Annotated in this window: 12 protein-coding genes; 3 read left to right on the top strand and 9 right to left on the bottom strand. The window is 65.7% G+C overall.

Annotated elements, in window-relative coordinates; translation table 11 throughout:
* Positions 1-180 precede the first annotated feature (180 nt).
* From OSH07_RS18295 to OSH07_RS18280, 4 genes are all read right to left on the bottom strand, one after another.
* Positions 181-1,200: a substrate-binding domain-containing protein gene (locus tag OSH07_RS18295; protein WP_266340121.1), complete on the bottom strand. Its 1,020-nt coding sequence runs from the start codon at positions 1,198-1,200 to the stop codon at positions 181-183.
* 60 nt (positions 1,201-1,260) lie between these two features.
* Complete coding sequence (locus tag OSH07_RS18290) at positions 1,261-2,250, bottom strand: ABC transporter permease (protein WP_266340120.1); 990 nt, start codon at positions 2,248-2,250, stop codon at positions 1,261-1,263.
* Between the two features lie 17 nt (positions 2,251-2,267).
* Complete coding sequence (locus OSH07_RS18285) at positions 2,268-3,857, bottom strand: sugar ABC transporter ATP-binding protein (protein ID WP_420909655.1); 1,590 nt, start codon at positions 3,855-3,857, stop codon at positions 2,268-2,270.
* A 405-nt stretch (positions 3,858-4,262) separates the two neighbouring features.
* Positions 4,263-5,147, bottom strand: a complete 885-nt coding sequence (locus OSH07_RS18280; protein ID WP_266340119.1) for a sugar phosphate isomerase/epimerase family protein — start codon at positions 5,145-5,147, stop codon at positions 4,263-4,265.
* A 219-nt stretch (positions 5,148-5,366) separates the two neighbouring features.
* Here OSH07_RS18280 and OSH07_RS18275 point away from each other — a divergent pair, with 219 nt between their 5' ends.
* The 3 genes from OSH07_RS18275 (at position 5,367) to OSH07_RS18265 (ending at position 7,653) form a co-directional block, all read left to right on the top strand.
* Positions 5,367-6,143: a GolD/DthD family dehydrogenase gene (locus OSH07_RS18275; RefSeq protein WP_266340118.1), complete on the top strand. Its 777-nt coding sequence runs from the start codon at positions 5,367-5,369 to the stop codon at positions 6,141-6,143.
* A gap of 28 nt (positions 6,144-6,171) precedes the next feature.
* Entirely contained in the window at positions 6,172-6,900 is a 729-nt protein-coding gene (locus OSH07_RS18270) for an SDR family oxidoreductase (protein ID WP_266340117.1), read from the top strand.
* A gap of 324 nt (positions 6,901-7,224) precedes the next feature.
* Entirely contained in the window at positions 7,225-7,653 is a 429-nt protein-coding gene (locus OSH07_RS18265) for a VOC family protein (RefSeq protein WP_266340154.1), read from the top strand.
* Between the two features lie 55 nt (positions 7,654-7,708).
* Here OSH07_RS18265 and OSH07_RS18260 read toward each other — a convergent pair whose 3' ends face one another.
* The 5 genes from OSH07_RS18260 to OSH07_RS18240 form a co-directional block, all read right to left on the bottom strand.
* Positions 7,709-8,647 carry an HNH endonuclease gene (locus OSH07_RS18260; protein WP_266340116.1) on the bottom strand — a complete coding sequence of 313 codons (939 nt, stop codon included), beginning with the start codon at positions 8,645-8,647 and terminating at the stop codon, positions 7,709-7,711.
* 224 nt (positions 8,648-8,871) lie between these two features.
* On the bottom strand, positions 8,872-9,918 hold the full coding sequence (locus tag OSH07_RS18255) for a quaternary amine ABC transporter ATP-binding protein (protein WP_266340115.1): 1,047 nt from the start codon (positions 9,916-9,918) through the stop codon (positions 8,872-8,874).
* Positions 9,918-10,787 (bottom strand): ABC transporter permease, encoded by an 870-nt coding sequence (locus OSH07_RS18250; protein ID WP_266340114.1) that lies wholly within the window; start codon positions 10,785-10,787, stop codon positions 9,918-9,920. Before OSH07_RS18250 ends, OSH07_RS18255 begins: the two co-directional genes overlap by 1 nt.
* Before the next feature lie 154 nt (positions 10,788-10,941).
* The gene (locus OSH07_RS18245) at positions 10,942-11,988 is read right to left on the bottom strand and encodes a glycine betaine ABC transporter substrate-binding protein (protein WP_266340113.1); all 1,047 of its coding nucleotides are present in this window, start codon (positions 11,986-11,988) and stop codon (positions 10,942-10,944) included.
* Positions 11,989-12,357: 369 nt separating this feature from the next.
* Positions 12,358-15,459, bottom strand: coding sequence for an efflux RND transporter permease subunit (locus OSH07_RS18240; RefSeq protein ID WP_266340112.1), 3,102 nt, complete (start codon positions 15,457-15,459; stop codon positions 12,358-12,360).
* Positions 15,460-15,490: the final 31 nt, after the last annotated feature.

Below are 15,490 nucleotides of genomic sequence, written 5' to 3'. Positions count from 1 at the left end.
GCCCGGATTTCGTTGAGGTAGCGGACGGATTGGGGCGTTGCCAAGATCTGGAACTCATTCTGAAACGACTTGGAGGCTCCCCGGGGTGGCGGTCGGGCGCCCTTGCGACCGGAGAGATGAGAGGCGGCCGAAGCCGCCTCTCCTTGGCACGTTGCACGCTATCGCGTGCAGTACGCTTGATTACTGTGTCTTGCGCATCGAGAGAAGAGCGTCGACGTTGTCGAGCGTGACCGGAATCCACGGCACGGAATAGTGCTGCTGCTTGCCGCCTTCCCAGGCCAGCTTGCCGCCATTGACGTCCCAGACAGCCGCCTTCGGCTTGTAGTCGGGCTGCTTGGCGACGAGGGCGAGATCGATCGCGCCCTGGGCCTGCGCATCGGCGTCCTGCAGCGTCGACATCATCTCGCCGCGCTTGACGGCCAGCAGGGCGTCGGTGACGCCGTCGACGCCGGCGACCGGAATGGTCTTCGGGTCGAGGCCGTGCGCCTTGATTGCCTCGAGCGCGCCGATCGCGATCTCGTCATTCTCGCCGATGACGCCGTTGATCTGGCCGGCATGGGCGGTCAGCCAGTTTTCCATCAGCGAGAGTGCCTCGGCGCGAGACCAGTTGGCGGTCTTCTGCTCGAGAACCTTGATATCAGGATAGTCCTTCAGGGTTTCCTCGATACCCTGCAGGCGCTGCACCTGGGCCGACTGGCCGATCATGCCCTCGCCGATGACGACGTTGCCCTTGCCACCCATCTTGTCGAACACGGACTTGGCCAGCAGCTTGCCGGCCTCGACGTCGTTCGAGGCGATGTAGGCGTTGTAGAGGTCGGTATTCGAGATCAGCGTGTTGGAGCCGATGACGGTGATGCCGGCATCCTTGGCGCGCTGGACCGGATCGTTGCCGGCGTCGATATCGACCGGGACGAAGACGATGGCGTCATACTTCTCGCTGATCGCGGTATCGAACTGGTTCGACTGGGTCAGCGCATCCATGCGGCCGTCGAGGACGGTCAGCTTGACGGTGCCGTCCTTGACCAGCGGATGGTTGTTGGCGGCATTGGCCCAGAGCACGTTGAATTCCGTGTCGAGGCTCTGCACGACCGCGGCGATCCGGACCGGGTCGGCGGCGGCAGCCTGACCGATCGTCAGGGCGGCAATGCCGACGCCTGCCAGCATGGCGAGGCCGCGGCGGGTAAAGGTGTTGAGTGCCATTCTAGGGTTCCCTCCCACAATCATAGCTCTGCATTCCCGCGCCGGAGGGCGCGGATCCCATCAAGGATTCATGTTTCTGGAGCGGTCGATCAGGACGGCGACGACGATGATCGCGCCCTTGATGATCTGCTGGTAGTAGGACGAGACGCCCATCAGATCGAGACCGTTCGAGATGACGCCGATGATCAGCGCGCCGATCAGCGTGTAGACCACCGAGCCGACGCCACCGGTCAGCGAGGTGCCGCCGATGACGACCGCGGCGATAGCGTCGAGTTCGTAGCCGAGGCCCGCCTGCGGCAGCGCCGAGGTGGTGCGCGCCGTCAGGATCATGCCGGAAAGGCCGGCAAGCGCGCCCATCAGCAGGTAGACCGAGAAGATCACCGTCCGGGTCGGGATGCCGCTCGTCTTGGCGCTCTTCACATTGCCGCCGACGGCATAGACCCAGCGGCCATAGACCGTGTAGCGCAGCGTGATCCAGGCGGCGACGAAGACGATCGCGAAGATGATGACCGGAACCGGGATGCCGGCGACGAAGCCCTGGCCGAGCCAGCGGAATTCCGGGCTCAGATTCGGGATCGGGCGGCCGTTCGAATAGAGCAGCGTCGCGCCGCGCGCCATCGACAGCATGCCGAGCGTGACGACGAAGGCCGGCACCGAGAAGCGGGCGATCAGCGTTCCGTTGACGGCGCCGAACAGCGCGCCGACGCCGACGGCGGCGAAGAAGGCGATCGCCGGATTATAGGGATCGCCGCCCGTCACCAGGCTGCCGGCGACGACGCCGGTGATCGCCAGCACCGAGCCAATCGACAGGTCGATGCCGCCGGTCAGAATGACGAAGGTCATGCCGATGGCGAGGATGCCGTTGATCGAGACCTGGCGAAGCACGTTCAGCAAATTGGCGGTCGACAGGAAGTTCGGATGCGCGAAGGAGAGGATCACGAACAGGATGATGAACGACAGCAGGATGCCGTAGCGCGACAGGAAGCGGCCGATCGCCTGGTTCCTGGCTCCCGATGCGGAAGTGGCGTTGGTGGTGAGTTCGGTTGACATGGAGGCGCCTCGGTCGCTCAGCTTGCCAGATGGACGAGCGCCTCTTGGGTCGCCGCGGCGCCCTCGAGTTCGCCCGCGATCCGCCCGCGCCGGAACACGAGGATCCGGTCGGCGTTGGCGAGAATTTCGGGAATTTCGGAAGAGATCATCAGCACGGAGTTGCCGGCCGCCGCGAAGGCGGAGAGGAAGGCGTAGACCTCCCGCTTGGCGCCCTCGTCGATGCCGCGGGTCGGCTCGTCGCAGATCAGGATCTTCGGCTCGGTCTCGACGCAGCGCGCCAGCACCACCTTCTGCTGGTTGCCGCCGGAAAGGCTCTGGACCGGCAGGTCGCGCGAGGCAGTGCGGATACGGAAGCGGGCGATCTGGCCGTCGACATTCGACGCGACCTTCTTGCCGTCGACGAAGCCGAGGCGGGAAAACTGGTCGAGCGCCGCCAGCACGACGTTCTCGGACACGCTGGAGGTCAGGACCAGGCCCGTCTCCTTGCGATCCTCGGTGACGATGGCGATGCCGTTCGCGAGCGCGTCCGACGGCGAGCGGATCTCGACCGGCTTGCCCTCGATCTTGACCGAGCCGGCATCCTTGGGCTCGTTGCCGTAGAGCGCATTGGCGAACTCGCTACGTCCGGCGCCCATCAGGCCGTAGAGGCCGAGGATCTCGCCCTTAGCGAGATCGAGCGAGATATCCTCGAACTGGCCGTGCCGGGCAAAGCCGGAGACGGAAAGCATCGGCTCGCCGGTGCTGGTGCTCTTGCGGGCCTCCTGATCGCGCAGGTCGCGACCGACGATCAGCGAGATCAGCCGCTGCCGGTCGATGTCGGCGAGATCGCCAGCCTCGATGAAGCGGCCATCGCGGAACACCGTGTAGCTGTCGGCGATCGAGAAGATGTCGGTCAGGCGGTGCGAGACATAGATGATGCCGACGCCCTGGTCCTGCAGCGAGCGGATCGCCTTGAACAGCGTCGCCGCTTCCTTCTCGCCGATCGCCGAGGTCGGCTCGTCCATGATCAGGATGTCGCTCTCGCGGCTGATCGCCTTGGCGATCTCGACGAGCTGGATCTTGGCGACAGAGAGCGAACGCATGGTGGCGCGGGCGTCGATGTCGAAGCCGAGGCGGGCGAACAGGGCGGTCGCATCCGCCTCCATCTTCGCCTTGTCGGCGAACCAGCCCATCCGGCGCGGCTCGCGGCCGAGATAGATGTTCTCGGCCACGGTCATGTCGAGGACCGGGCTCAACTCCTGCGTGATGATGGCGATGCCATCGGCGAGCGCCTCGGCGGCCGAGGCGTAGTGCACGACCCTGCCCTTGACCATGACCGTGCCGGCATCGGCGCGATGCAGTCCCATCAGGATGTTCAGGAAGGTCGACTTGCCGGCGCCATTGCCGCCGCAGAGCGCATGGACGCTGCCGCGCTTCAGGCGAATGCGACCGTCGACCAGGGCGGGAACGCCGGCGAACGCCTTGGAAATGCTGGTGGCGGCGAGGAGCAGATCCGCATCGACGACCACGCCATCATCGGGCGCGGTCTGCGACGGGGAAGCGGGCGGAACGACGGCGTGATGCGCCTGTTCCGGCTTGCCCTCACCAAGGGAGGCAGGCTCGGCCACTACGACTTTTCTCCCGGTTGATCGGAACTTCTGAGGTCCGAATTATTTTGTTCGTTGCGACACCAAACATATTTGCAGATGTCAGACAAGTCAACCTGCCGACGATTGTCGTAGCGGCAGATGCACCCATTCAGGATGACGAAAAGCGGAGTCCCGCCCTCCCCGCGCTCGCAGAACTTCCGCGATCGCCTCGCCCGACACCCGCCCCAGCCGGATCGGAAGACGCCGATGCCGCGCCGGTATTACAGGGACGAACCAGGCGGACGCGATTTCACGCGGCGACAAAGGATGGATGGCGGCCATTGCAGGCGCCATCCATCAAGGTGCGGATCGCCCCCGGGAGGAGGATCGGGACGAACCGCTGTCCAGGGGCAGCCAGGGGTCAGCCGCCCCCCTGCCCTCAAATCAGAGCGAACGGGCGGTGATCGCCTTGCGGGCGGACTCGCCGATGCGGGCCTCGATATAGGCCTTGGCCAGACGGGCCACCTCGACATTGTCCTTCCAGGTGTTTCGCCAGATCGCGCAGGTGATCGACAGATCCTTGTCGACGACCTCGGTCGAGAAGCTCTCGAAGGTGATCCAGTCCTGGTAGTCGATCTCAAGCAGCGCGTCGAAGATCGCCGAGAAGTTGATCACGCCGGAGCCGAGGAAGCCGCGATTGCTCTCGCCGATATGGAAGTAGCCGAGCTTCTTGCCGGCGGTGCGCAGCGCCTGGACCGGATCCGCTTCCTCGATGTTCATGTGGAAGGTATCGAGGTGCAGGAAGATGTTGTCCGAGCCGGACTGCTCGATGAAGGCGAGGCCCTGCGCGGTGGTGTTGAGCAGGTTGCTCTCGAAGCGGTTGACGACCTCGAGGTTCATCGACACGCCGGCGGCCTTGCCGATGTCGGCGGCGCGGGCCAGCGCCGCGACGCTGTTGTCCCAGCCCTTCTGGGTCGGCATGCTCTGGTACTTGGTGTGGGCGGAGAAGATGATGCCGCCGAGCTTGGAGCCGCCGAGGTCGCGGGTGATCGAGATCGCCTCGGCCAGCACCGCCTCGCCGCGCTTCACCACCGCCGGATCTTCCGACGAGACGTCGCTGTCGGCCGGCAGGCCCATGGTGACGACGACCTTCAGGTCATAGTCCTGCAGGCGCTTCGCGAGCCAGTTGACGTCGAACTTCTTGGGGTCGAGGCGCGGGAACTCGATCAGGCCATAGCCGAGGTCGTGCGACTTCTTCATCGCGCCCTCGAGGTCTTCCTGCGTCGTGCCGCCGGTCCAGACGAACGAATGAATGCCAAGCTTCTTCATCAGCGTTTCCTCACGGTTCCATGCACCCGCCGGGTCCGGCCGGGTCGACATCCAGTGCGATTTCATCATCGCTTATTTGTTGGCAGTAGCAGCAAACAAACTTGCTTTCAAGCGGGCGGCGAGGCTAGTTTGGTGCAACGCGCCGCCAGGAACGAGCGGCGGCAAGCCATGCGCCGAGCGCGGACATGATGTCCGCCGCGGCTTTGGGAGGAAACAGGAATGTCTGCCAATCAGGCCTTTACCGCCGATCTGACGCGGCCCTTCGACATGACCGGCAAGGTCGCCCTGATCACGGGTGCAGCCGGCGGAATCGGCCGGGCGCTCGCGACGCTGTTCGCCGCCAACGGAGCCACCCTTGCCCTCCTCGACAAGAACGAGGCGGTGCACGACTTCGCGGCCTCGCTCGGCGCCGGCCACAAGGGCTGGACCGGCGACGTCACCGACGCCGCCACGATCGAGCGCGTCGTCGCCGAGGTCGCGGCGCATTTCGGCAAGATCGACATCCTCGTCAACAATGCCGGGATCGGCATGCTGGCGCCGGCCGAGGCGACGACGACCGCGAGCTGGGACCTGCAACTCGCCGTCAACCTGCGTGCGCCCTACCTGTTCTCGCGCGAGGTCGCCGGCCACATGATCGCCGCCGGCTATGGCCGCATCGTCACCATCGCCTCGCAGGCCGCCGTCATCGGCATCGAGGGCCATGTCGCCTACTCCGCCTCGAAGGCGGGCCTGCTCGGCATGACCAACTGCATGGCGCTGGAATGGGGCCCGAAGGGCATCACCGCCAACTGCATCTCGCCGACCGTCGTCGAGACCGAGCTCGCCAAGGTCGGCTGGGCCGGCGAGAAGGGCGAGCGCGCCCGCGCCGAGATCCCGACCCGCCGCTTCGCCCAGCCGGAAGAGATCGCCTACGCCGCGCTCTACCTCGCCAGCGACGGCGCCGCCATGGTGAACGGCGCCAACCTGCTGGTCGATGGCGGCTACACCATCCGCTGATCCCAAGAGAACTGAAGGGGGAGACACCATGGCCGTATCCGTTGCCGGCAAGGTGATGATCGTTACCGGCGCGAGCTCGGGCATCGGCCGCGCCGCCGCCCGCCGCTTCGCCGCCGAGGGCGCGAAGCTGGTGCTGGTCGCCCGCTCGGCCGACAAGCTCGAGGCGCTGGCGAAGGAGCTGGGCGGCGACGCGCTCGCGGTTCCCGCCGACCTGACCAGGCCGGCCGACGTCGAAAAGGTCGTCGCCGAGGCCGAGGCGCATTTCGGCCGGATCGACATCCTGTTCGCCAATGCCGGCAGCTATGTCACCGGCGACGTCGCCGGGGGCAATCCGGACGAGTGGGACCGCGTCATCGGCGTCAACGTCAACGGCGTGTTCCGCATGGTCCGCGCCGTGCTGCCGGGCATGATCGCCCGCCGCTCCGGCGACATCGTCATCACCTCGTCGATCTCCGGCCACCAGGCGATCCACTGGGAGCCGGTCTATTCGGCGACCAAGCACGCGGTGCAGTCCTTCGTGCACGGCGTCCGCCGCCAGGTCGGGCCGCACAATGTCCGCGTCGGCGCGCTGGCGCCGGGAATCGTGCTGAACGAACTCTGGGGCATCAACGATCCCGCCGAGATCGAACGCCGCGCCGAAGCACATGAGGGCCTGCGCTCGGAGGACATCGCCGACGCCCTGCTCTTCATGGTGACCCGCCCGCCGAACGCCACGATCCGCGACCTCGTCATCCTGCCGCAGAACCAGGACATCTGATCGGGCCCAAGCCCCCTCACCCCAGCCCTCTCCCGCACGCGGGAGAGGGAGTTCTCCGCGCCACGTCTCGCCGCAGAGCGGACAGACCGTCAGCGTTGCGGCCCGGAATTGCCCAGCCTCCCCCTCGCCGCCATGAAGGCCGAAAAGCCCTCGCCCGCTTGCGGGAGGGGGTTGGGTGAGGGTCTTGCGTCCCTACCCCGGCGCCACCGCCGACCAGCGCCCGAAAAATCTCTCATCGCCCCTGTCGAATCCATCCCTCCCCGCTCGTCGTGACCACGACGGCGGCCCTGGGCCGCGCGCGTCCCATCGAGAGGAGACCGGATGATGGATACCAAGACCGACGAGACCAACGCCTTCGCCAACATGCCGAAGGTGCTGAGCGGCGTGGCCCCCTATCTCAGCGTCGGCGGCGCCGTGAAGGCGTCCGAGTTCTACCAGCGCGCGCTGGCGGCCAGGGAGGTGATGCGGGTTCCCGTCGACGAGAAGGGCCGGACCATGCACATCCACCTCTACATCAATGGCGGCTCGATCATGCTGGCCGACCCGTATGAGGAATACGGCCACCCGCTGGAGAAGCCGCAGGGCTACACACTGCACCTGCAGCTCGACGACGACATCGATGCCTGGTTTCAGCGTGCCGTCGACGCCGGCATGGAGGTCGTGATGCCGCTCGACCTGCAATTCTGGGGCGACCGCTACGGCCAGCTACGCGATCCGTTCGGCGTGACCTGGTCGATGGGCGCGCGCGCCTAGACCGTCACGGCGGTTGTCGAGGGACGCCCCAGCGCCCCTCGCTTTCACCGGGCGATCAGCCCTCGAAGACGTGCTCGCGATGAAACCGCAGAAAGCTCGGATGCGGTCGCCATTCGGGACGCGCGGGAACGGCCAGCTTTTCGTGCAGGGGCGGCCAGCCTCTCCTATCTTCGGGCCTCAGCCGGCTCGCGACCAGGATCGTGTAGTCGTCGGCGATGGAGAGCAGTCCCGCGTCGAACATCCAGTGCACAGAGCGCGAAAACGCAATGCCGTTGCAGACGAGGTCCGGCCCGCCTCGGGCCACAGGCCTGATATGGGCGGCTTCGGCTTCCCATCGTCCATAGCGATCCATCACCCGGCTCCCGGTCATCGCACACCGGTTGTCGTAGGCCGCCATCACGACCACGGGAAAGGCCCAGTCACGGTGCGGGCGCGAAACCTGCCTCGTTTCGATTGCCCGCGGCACGGACAGCAGCGGCTCATCCTGCACGAAGAGTGCCGGGTCTTCTGCGGCGTACAGATGGCCTGGACGGGGAAGAGCCGCCGACCCAGGAAACTGCCACGATGCATCGGCTGAGACTGCCGTAAGTCCGGCCGCAACGATCTGCCCGAACTCGTCTTTGTGCAGATTGCGAACACCCTGACCGAAGGCCCCGCGATTCCTCGAAGCGTCCGCCCTGCGAAGCGCAGCCTCGTAGTAGTGCCCGTCTTCCTTGAACGGCACCGTCCGGTCGAAGCCGCGATAGCCCGCCATTCGCGCGAGACGGTAGCCTGGCCGCAACGGCTCCAGGTCGATGCCCTCAACCTGGGCCATGGCAAAATACCCGGATGGGAGGGCCGCACGCGCGCGCCGGGTGGGTCGGTAGTAGATGATCCAGTGGCCGATCGAGGCCTCAGCCTGGTTCAGATTGGCACTCTTGAAAACATAGCGCGTCTCGATGCGGCCACCAGGCACGTCATCACCATTGGTTGTAAAGACAGAATTTACAAGCATCCAACAGAATTGCCCTGCCCCTACGGAAGGCGCAAGAGCCTGATCCCTATGGCCGTATTGAATTCTGCGCACTCGGCTGCAATCCGGCGATCACCACCGGAGGCAACCGCTGTTGCGATTGTCGGGTGCGGATGCCTCCTTGCTGGCCTCGCCTCTCGCATCGCCGCCGAGCGGAGAAGAGGCGCTCGCGCCCCCTCTCCCTCGCGCCGGATGCGATCCGCGCCTCAGCCCACGCCCGGCGTGTGGCGGGCGAGCGCCTTGATCACCTGCTTGGCGGTGACGCGGCCGATCTGATTGCCGTCGCCGTCGACGACGCCAACCCACAGATGCTCGGCGAACAGCGGCAGCACGTCCTCGCAGCGCGCATCCATCGACACCGACTGCTCGCACGGCTCCGTCGCGCCGCGCTGCATGATCGAGCGCACGTGAATCGCGCGCGCCTTGTTCACCTCGCGCACGAACTCCTCGATGTGGTCGTTGGCCGGACGCAGCACGATGTCCTCGGGCTTGCCCTCCTGCTGCACGGCGCCGTCCTTCAGCACGGCGATGCGATCGCCGATCTTCAGCGCCTCGTCGAAATCATGGGTGATGAACAGGATCGTCTTGTTGAGCGATTTCTGCAGCGTGATCAGCTGGTCCTGCATGCCCGAGCGGATCAGCGGATCGAGCGCCGAGAACGCCTCGTCCATCAGGATGATGTCACTATCCATCGACAGCGCCCGCGCCAGGCCGACGCGCTGCTGCTGGCCGCCGGAAAGCTGGCGGGTGCGCGACCCCTCGTAGCCGGCGAGGCCGACCGTCTCGATCCACTTCGCCGCCGTCTCCAGCCGCTCCTTGCGGCCGACGCCGCGCACTTCGAGGCCATAGGCAACGTTGTCGATCACCGAGCGGTGCGGCAGCAGGCCGAACTTCTGGAACACCATCGCCACCTTCGAGCGGCGATAGGCGCGGAGCTGGTCGCGGCTCATCTTCAGCACGTCGTCGCCATGCACGAGGATCTCGCCCGCCGTCGGCTCGATCAGCCGGTTGACGTGGCGGATCAGCGTCGACTTGCCGGAGCCCGAAAGCCCCATGACGACGAAGATCTGGCCCGCGGCGATATCGAGCGAGACGTTGTCGAGGCCGACGACATGATTGGTCTCGGCCTGCACCTCGGCCTTGGATTTCCCCGCCCGCAGCAGAGCAAGCGCCCCTTCGGGATCGGGGCCGAAGATCTTGGTGACGCCGCGCATGGCGATGGCGAGATCGGGCTTTACGTTGATGTCGGACATTAGCGCGCCTCCTGCATGCCGATCCGGGCCTGAAGCTGGCGGCCGAATGCCTGGGTGATGCGGTCGAAAATGATGGCGAGCGCGACGATGCCGAGACCGGCGAACAGGCCGCGGCTGACTTCGAGACGGCCGATGCCCTGCAGCACCTGGTAGCCGAGGCCGCCGGCGCCGATCATCGAGGCGATCACCACCATCGAGAGCGCCATCATCGTCGTCTGGTTGATGCCGGCGAGGATGGTCGGCAATGCCAGCGGGATCTGTACGCCGAAGAGGCGCTGGCGCGGATTGGTGCCGAAAGCGCGGCTCGCCTCGAGCACGGCCGGATCGACCGAGCGCAGGCCGAGATCGGTCAGCCGCACCAGCGGCGGCGCCGCATAGACGATGGTGGCGATCAGCGCCGGGATCTTGCCGGGGCCGAAGATCATCACCGTCGGGATCAGGTAGACGAAGCTCGGCAGCGTCTGCATCAGGTCGAGGATAGGCGCGACGAACTGGCGGGTGCGCGGGGAACGCGACATCCAGACGCCGACCGGGATCGAGACGAGGATCGCCGTCAGCGTGGCGGCGATCATCAGCGCCATGGTCGTCATGGCGTCCTTCCAGAGATCCATGATGCCGAGGAACATCAACGCCGCGAACACGACGGCCGGCAATTGCCAGCGCCGCGTGGCGAGCCAGGCGATGCCGGTCAGCGCCACGATGATCAGCCACCATGGCGTCGCGACCAGCAGGTCCTCGATCGCCTTCAGCAGCATCAGGAGCGGATGGGCGGCGGTCTCGAAGGTGCCGCCCCAATGGCGGACGACCCAGTTCAGGCCGTCATCGACCGCGCGGCGCCAGGGCCGCGTATCAATCAGTTGAGGGAACAAGATTTGTCTCTTTCCTCACGCCGCGGGGGCGAGGAAATCCAGGGGGCGACGCGACAGGCGTCCGCCCTGCCCGGCGGCGCGGCCGGGCGAAAGGGAACGGCCAAACGGAAACGGCCGGGAATGCCCGGCCGTCCGTTCGCCACAGGATGCAACCTCAGTTGAGGCTGGCCTTGACCTTCTCGGCCACGGCGGCCGGGACCCAGCTGGTCCAGCGGTCCTGCTTGGTCTTCAGGAAGTTGAGCGCGGTCGCGGCCGCGTCGGCCTTGTTCTCGTCGCCATAGACGAGGATCTCGCTGATCTCGGCATTGGTCAGGCCGACCTTGGCGAGATAGCCGGCGACGTTGGGCGCATCGGTCTTGACCCAGCTCGCGGCGCCGACGACGGCGGGCGAGGACGGATAGGCCGTCACTTCAGGCGCCTTGTCGCAATCGCGGTTGGTGTTGCACTCGTAGACTTCGGGCTTGGTCGGACCCAGGTCGAGCTGCACGGCGTCGTACTTGCCGAGGATGGCGGTCGGACCCCAGTAGTAGAAAAGGATCGGCTCTTCCCGCGTGAAAGCGCGAGCGATCGAGGCGTCAAGCGCGCCGCCGGAGCCGGGCGAGAACAGGTTCCAGCCCTTGTCCTTCATGCCGAGCGCCTCGAACAGCGCGCCGGTGGAAATCTCGCAGGCCCAGCCCGGCGGGCAGGAATAGAGCCGGCCCTTGCTGCCGTCCTCGGGATCCCTAAACAGCTCCGGATGGGCGATGACGTCCTGGACCGTCTTGAGGTCCGGATGCGCCTTCTGCACGTAGCGCGGAATGAACCAGCCCTCGACGGTGCCGTCGGTGATGGCGGGAGCGAGCTCGACGACGTTGCCGTCGGCCAGGCCCTTCGCCCAGGGCTCCCGGATCGTGCTGGTCCAGAGTTCGGGCGCGATCGCCGGGCTGCCGCGCGTCAACATCGAGGACGATGTCGGAACGGTATCGCCGGTGACGATCTCGACGCTGCAGCCGAAGCCCTTCTCGAGAATGATGGCGTGGATATGGGCCAAGGCGGCCGCGGAGGGCCAGGTCATCTCGGCGATATCGATGGTCTTGTCGGTGCCGCAACTGGCGGCGTCAGTGGCTTGCGTATCGGCGTCCTGGGCAAGCGCGGAATGGCTCGTGGCGGTCAAAAGCGCAACGGCGATCGCGGCGGCAATGCCACCGGATTTGAATATCATTGGATAACACCTCGTGTCAGTTGATGAACATAACGGTAGACAATCAGTCCAATTGTGTCAAATCCGACAACTTCTTGCCACAAATCGACCAGACTTTTAGCAATTTTGCCGTCAAATTTACCGATTTGTTTTACGGTACTTGAGATATCAAGAAACGATGATCACGGATAACCGATACGGAAGCCTAACGTATACGATCGCCAAGAAAAAATAAATTTCACGCCGCCGCACAAGATCTGCCGAGGCGCGACAAATCCCCTGATACCGCCGGTTGCGCGGCGAGCGGCAAGCCGACACCTTCCATTACGGAAACCGGCGCGCGAAAACTTGCACGCCGTCACCACCCTCTCCCCGACGCGGATCCCGTCTTCAGGCTTCGGCCGGCTTGGCGCCGGCTGCTTCCGGCTTGCCGGCCGGCTCCGACTCGTCGGAGGCCTTGTGATGCTCCGCCGCGATCAGGAGATAGACGGCCGGCACGACGAACAACGTGAAGAGCGTGCCGATCGTCAGGCCGCTGGCGATCACCAGTCCCATGTTGAAGCGGGACACGGCCCCTGCCCCGGTCGCCGTGATCAGCGGGATGACGCCCAGCACCATCGCCGCCGTCGTCATCAGGATCGGCCGCAGGCGGATGCCGCACGCCGCCTCGATCGCCTCGCGCTTCGACTTGCCGGCCATCTGCTCGGCATTGGCGAATTCGACGATCAGGATGCCGTGCTTGCTGATCAGCCCCATCAGCGTCACCAGCCCGACCTCGGTATAGATGTTGAGGCTGGCGCCACCGATGCCGACGCTGATGAAGAGCAGCGCGCCCGCGATCGACATCGGCACCGACACCAGGATGATGACCGGGTCGCGAAAGCTCTCGAACAGGGCCGCCAGCGCCAGGTAGATGATGATCAGCGCGAAGCCGAAGGTGACGAGGAAGCCCGAGGACTCCTGGATGTACTGGCGCGACAGGCCGCCATAATCGACCGAATAGCCCTGCGGCAGGGTGCGGACGGCGAGATCCTGCAGGAACTTCAGCGCGTCGGCCTGCGCCACGCCGGGCGCGGCGACGCCCTGGATCGTCGCGCTGTTCAGCTGCTGGAAATGGTTGATAGATTCCGGGATGACCTTGGTGGTGATCGAGGCGACCGCCGAGAGCGGGATCGGCACGCCGTTCACCACGCCGACATAGTAGTTCATCAATTGCTGCGGGTTGAGCCGGCTCGCTTGCTGCACCTGCGGGATCACCTTGTAGGAGCGGTTGGCGAGGCTGAAATAGTTGACGTAGCCGCCGCCCAGCATCCCGCCCAGCGCCGCGCCGACCTGGCTCATGTTGAGGCCGAGCTGCGCGGTCTTGTTGCGGTCGATCTGGACCACGGATTGCGGGCTGTCGATCTTCAGGTCGCTGTCGAGGAAGATGAAGAGCCCGCTCTTCAGCGCCGCCTGCAGGAAGCCCTGCGCCACGTCGTTGAGACGCTCGAAGCTGTCCGTCGTGCTCAGCACGAACTGGATCGGCAGGCCCTGGCTGCCCGGCAAAGGCGGCAGCTGGAAGGCGGCCGCGCGCACGCCGGCGACGCCGTTCAGCTGCTGCTGGATCACCGGCTGCAGGTCGTTGGTGGTGCGGGTGCGCTGGTCCCAGGGCGTGAACACCATGCCGGCGATCGAGGTGCTCGGCGCGTCGATCTGGAACACATGCGCGGTTTCGGGATAGCCGGCCATGATGCCGTGGACCTGGGACGAATAGAGCAGCTTCTGCTGCAGCGTGGCGTTGGGAGCCGGCGTCGACGAGGAAATGATGACGCCCTGGTCCTCCTGCGGCGCCAGCTCACTCTTGGCGGTCGAATAGAGGAAATAGATGCTGCCGAGCACGATCAGCGCGAAGGTGACGGTGACCGGCAGGTAGCGGAAGCTGCCGCGCAGCCAGCGCTCGTAGCTGTCGCGGATGCGATTGAAGATGCGGTCGATCAGGCCGGCGAAGCGGTCCTGCCAGCCGCGCCCGTCATGGTCGCGCGCCCGCAGGATGCGCGAGCACATCATCGGCGACAGCGTCAGCGCCACGACGGCCGACATCGTCACCGCGCCGACCAGCGTGAAGGCGAATTCGGTGAACAGCGCGCCGGTCAAGCCGCCCTGGAAGCCGATCGGCACATAGACGGCGACGAGCACCACCGTCATGGCGAGGATCGGCCCACCCAGCTCGCGCGCCGCCGCGATCGCCGCCGGCATCGGCTGCATGCCGTCGTCCAGATGCCGGTTGACGTTCTCGACGACGATGATGGCATCGTCGACGACGAGACCGATGGCCAGCACCAGCGCCAGCAGCGTCAGGAGGTTGATCGAGAAGCCGAGCGCCAGCATGACCGCAAAGGCGCCGATCAGCGACAGCGGAATGGCGATGGTCGGGATCAGCACCGAGCGCAGCGAGCCGAGGAAGGCGAAGATCACCAGCGTGACGATCACCAGCGCCTCCAGCAGCGTCAGGATCACCTCGCGGATCGAGCTGTTCACGAAATCGGTCGAGTCGTAGACGATGGCGCCGCGCAGACCGGCCGGAAGCTGGTCGTGGATCTCCGGGAACACCGCCCGCACGCCGGCGATGACGTTGAGCAGATTGGCGCCCGGCGCCACCTGGACGCCGATATAGACGGCCTGCTTGCCGTCGAAGGCGACCTGCGATTCATAGTCGTCGGCGCCGAGCGAGACATTGGCGACGTCCTTCAGGCGGACGATGGCGCCATTCGCCGATTTGATCACCAGATCCGAGAACTCGCGGACATTGTGCAGGCTGGTCGAGGCGGTCAGGTTGACCTGGACCATCTGGCCCTTGGTGGTGCCGAGGCCTGCGATATAATCGTTTTGCTGCAACGCGTTGGCGACATCGGTTGCTGTCAGGTTGTAGGCGGCGAGCCTGGCGGGATCGAGCCAGGCGCGGAGCGCGAAATTCTGGCCGCCGAGGATCTCCGCCGTCTGCACGCCGGGCACCGCCTGCAGCTTCGGCTGGACGACGCGGGTGAGGTAGTCGGTGATCTTGTTGCGCGGCAGCACGTCGCTGTCGAAGCCCATATACATGGCGTCGATCGTCTGCCCGACCTTCACGGTCAGGACCGGCTGCTGGGTGCCGGAGGGCAGCTGGTTCAGGACCGAGGCGACCTTGGTGTTGATCTCGGTCAGCGCCTTGTCGGCGTCGTAGTTCAGCCGAAGATAGATGGTGATTGCGTTGACGCCGGTCTGGCTGGTCGAGCTCATGTAGTCGATGCCGTTGGCCTGGGCGATGGCGTTCTCCAGCGGCGTGGCGATGAAGCCGGCGATGACGTCGGGATCGGCGCCGTAATAGGTGGTCGTCACGGTGACGACGGTGTTCTCGGTGCGCGGATATTGCAGCACGGGCAGCGAGCCGATGGCGCGAAGGCCGAGCACCAGGATCATCAGGCTGACGACGATCGCCAGGACCGGGCGGCGGATGAAGAGATCGGTGAAGTTCATGGCTCACCTGGCTCACCTTGCCCCGGGAGGC

This window comes from Kaistia nematophila, assembly GCF_026343855.1.
Classification (GTDB): domain Bacteria; phylum Pseudomonadota; class Alphaproteobacteria; order Rhizobiales; family Kaistiaceae; genus Kaistia; species Kaistia nematophila.
Note: the sequence above shows the minus strand (reverse complement) of the source record. Positions and strands in the feature narration are given on the sequence as shown.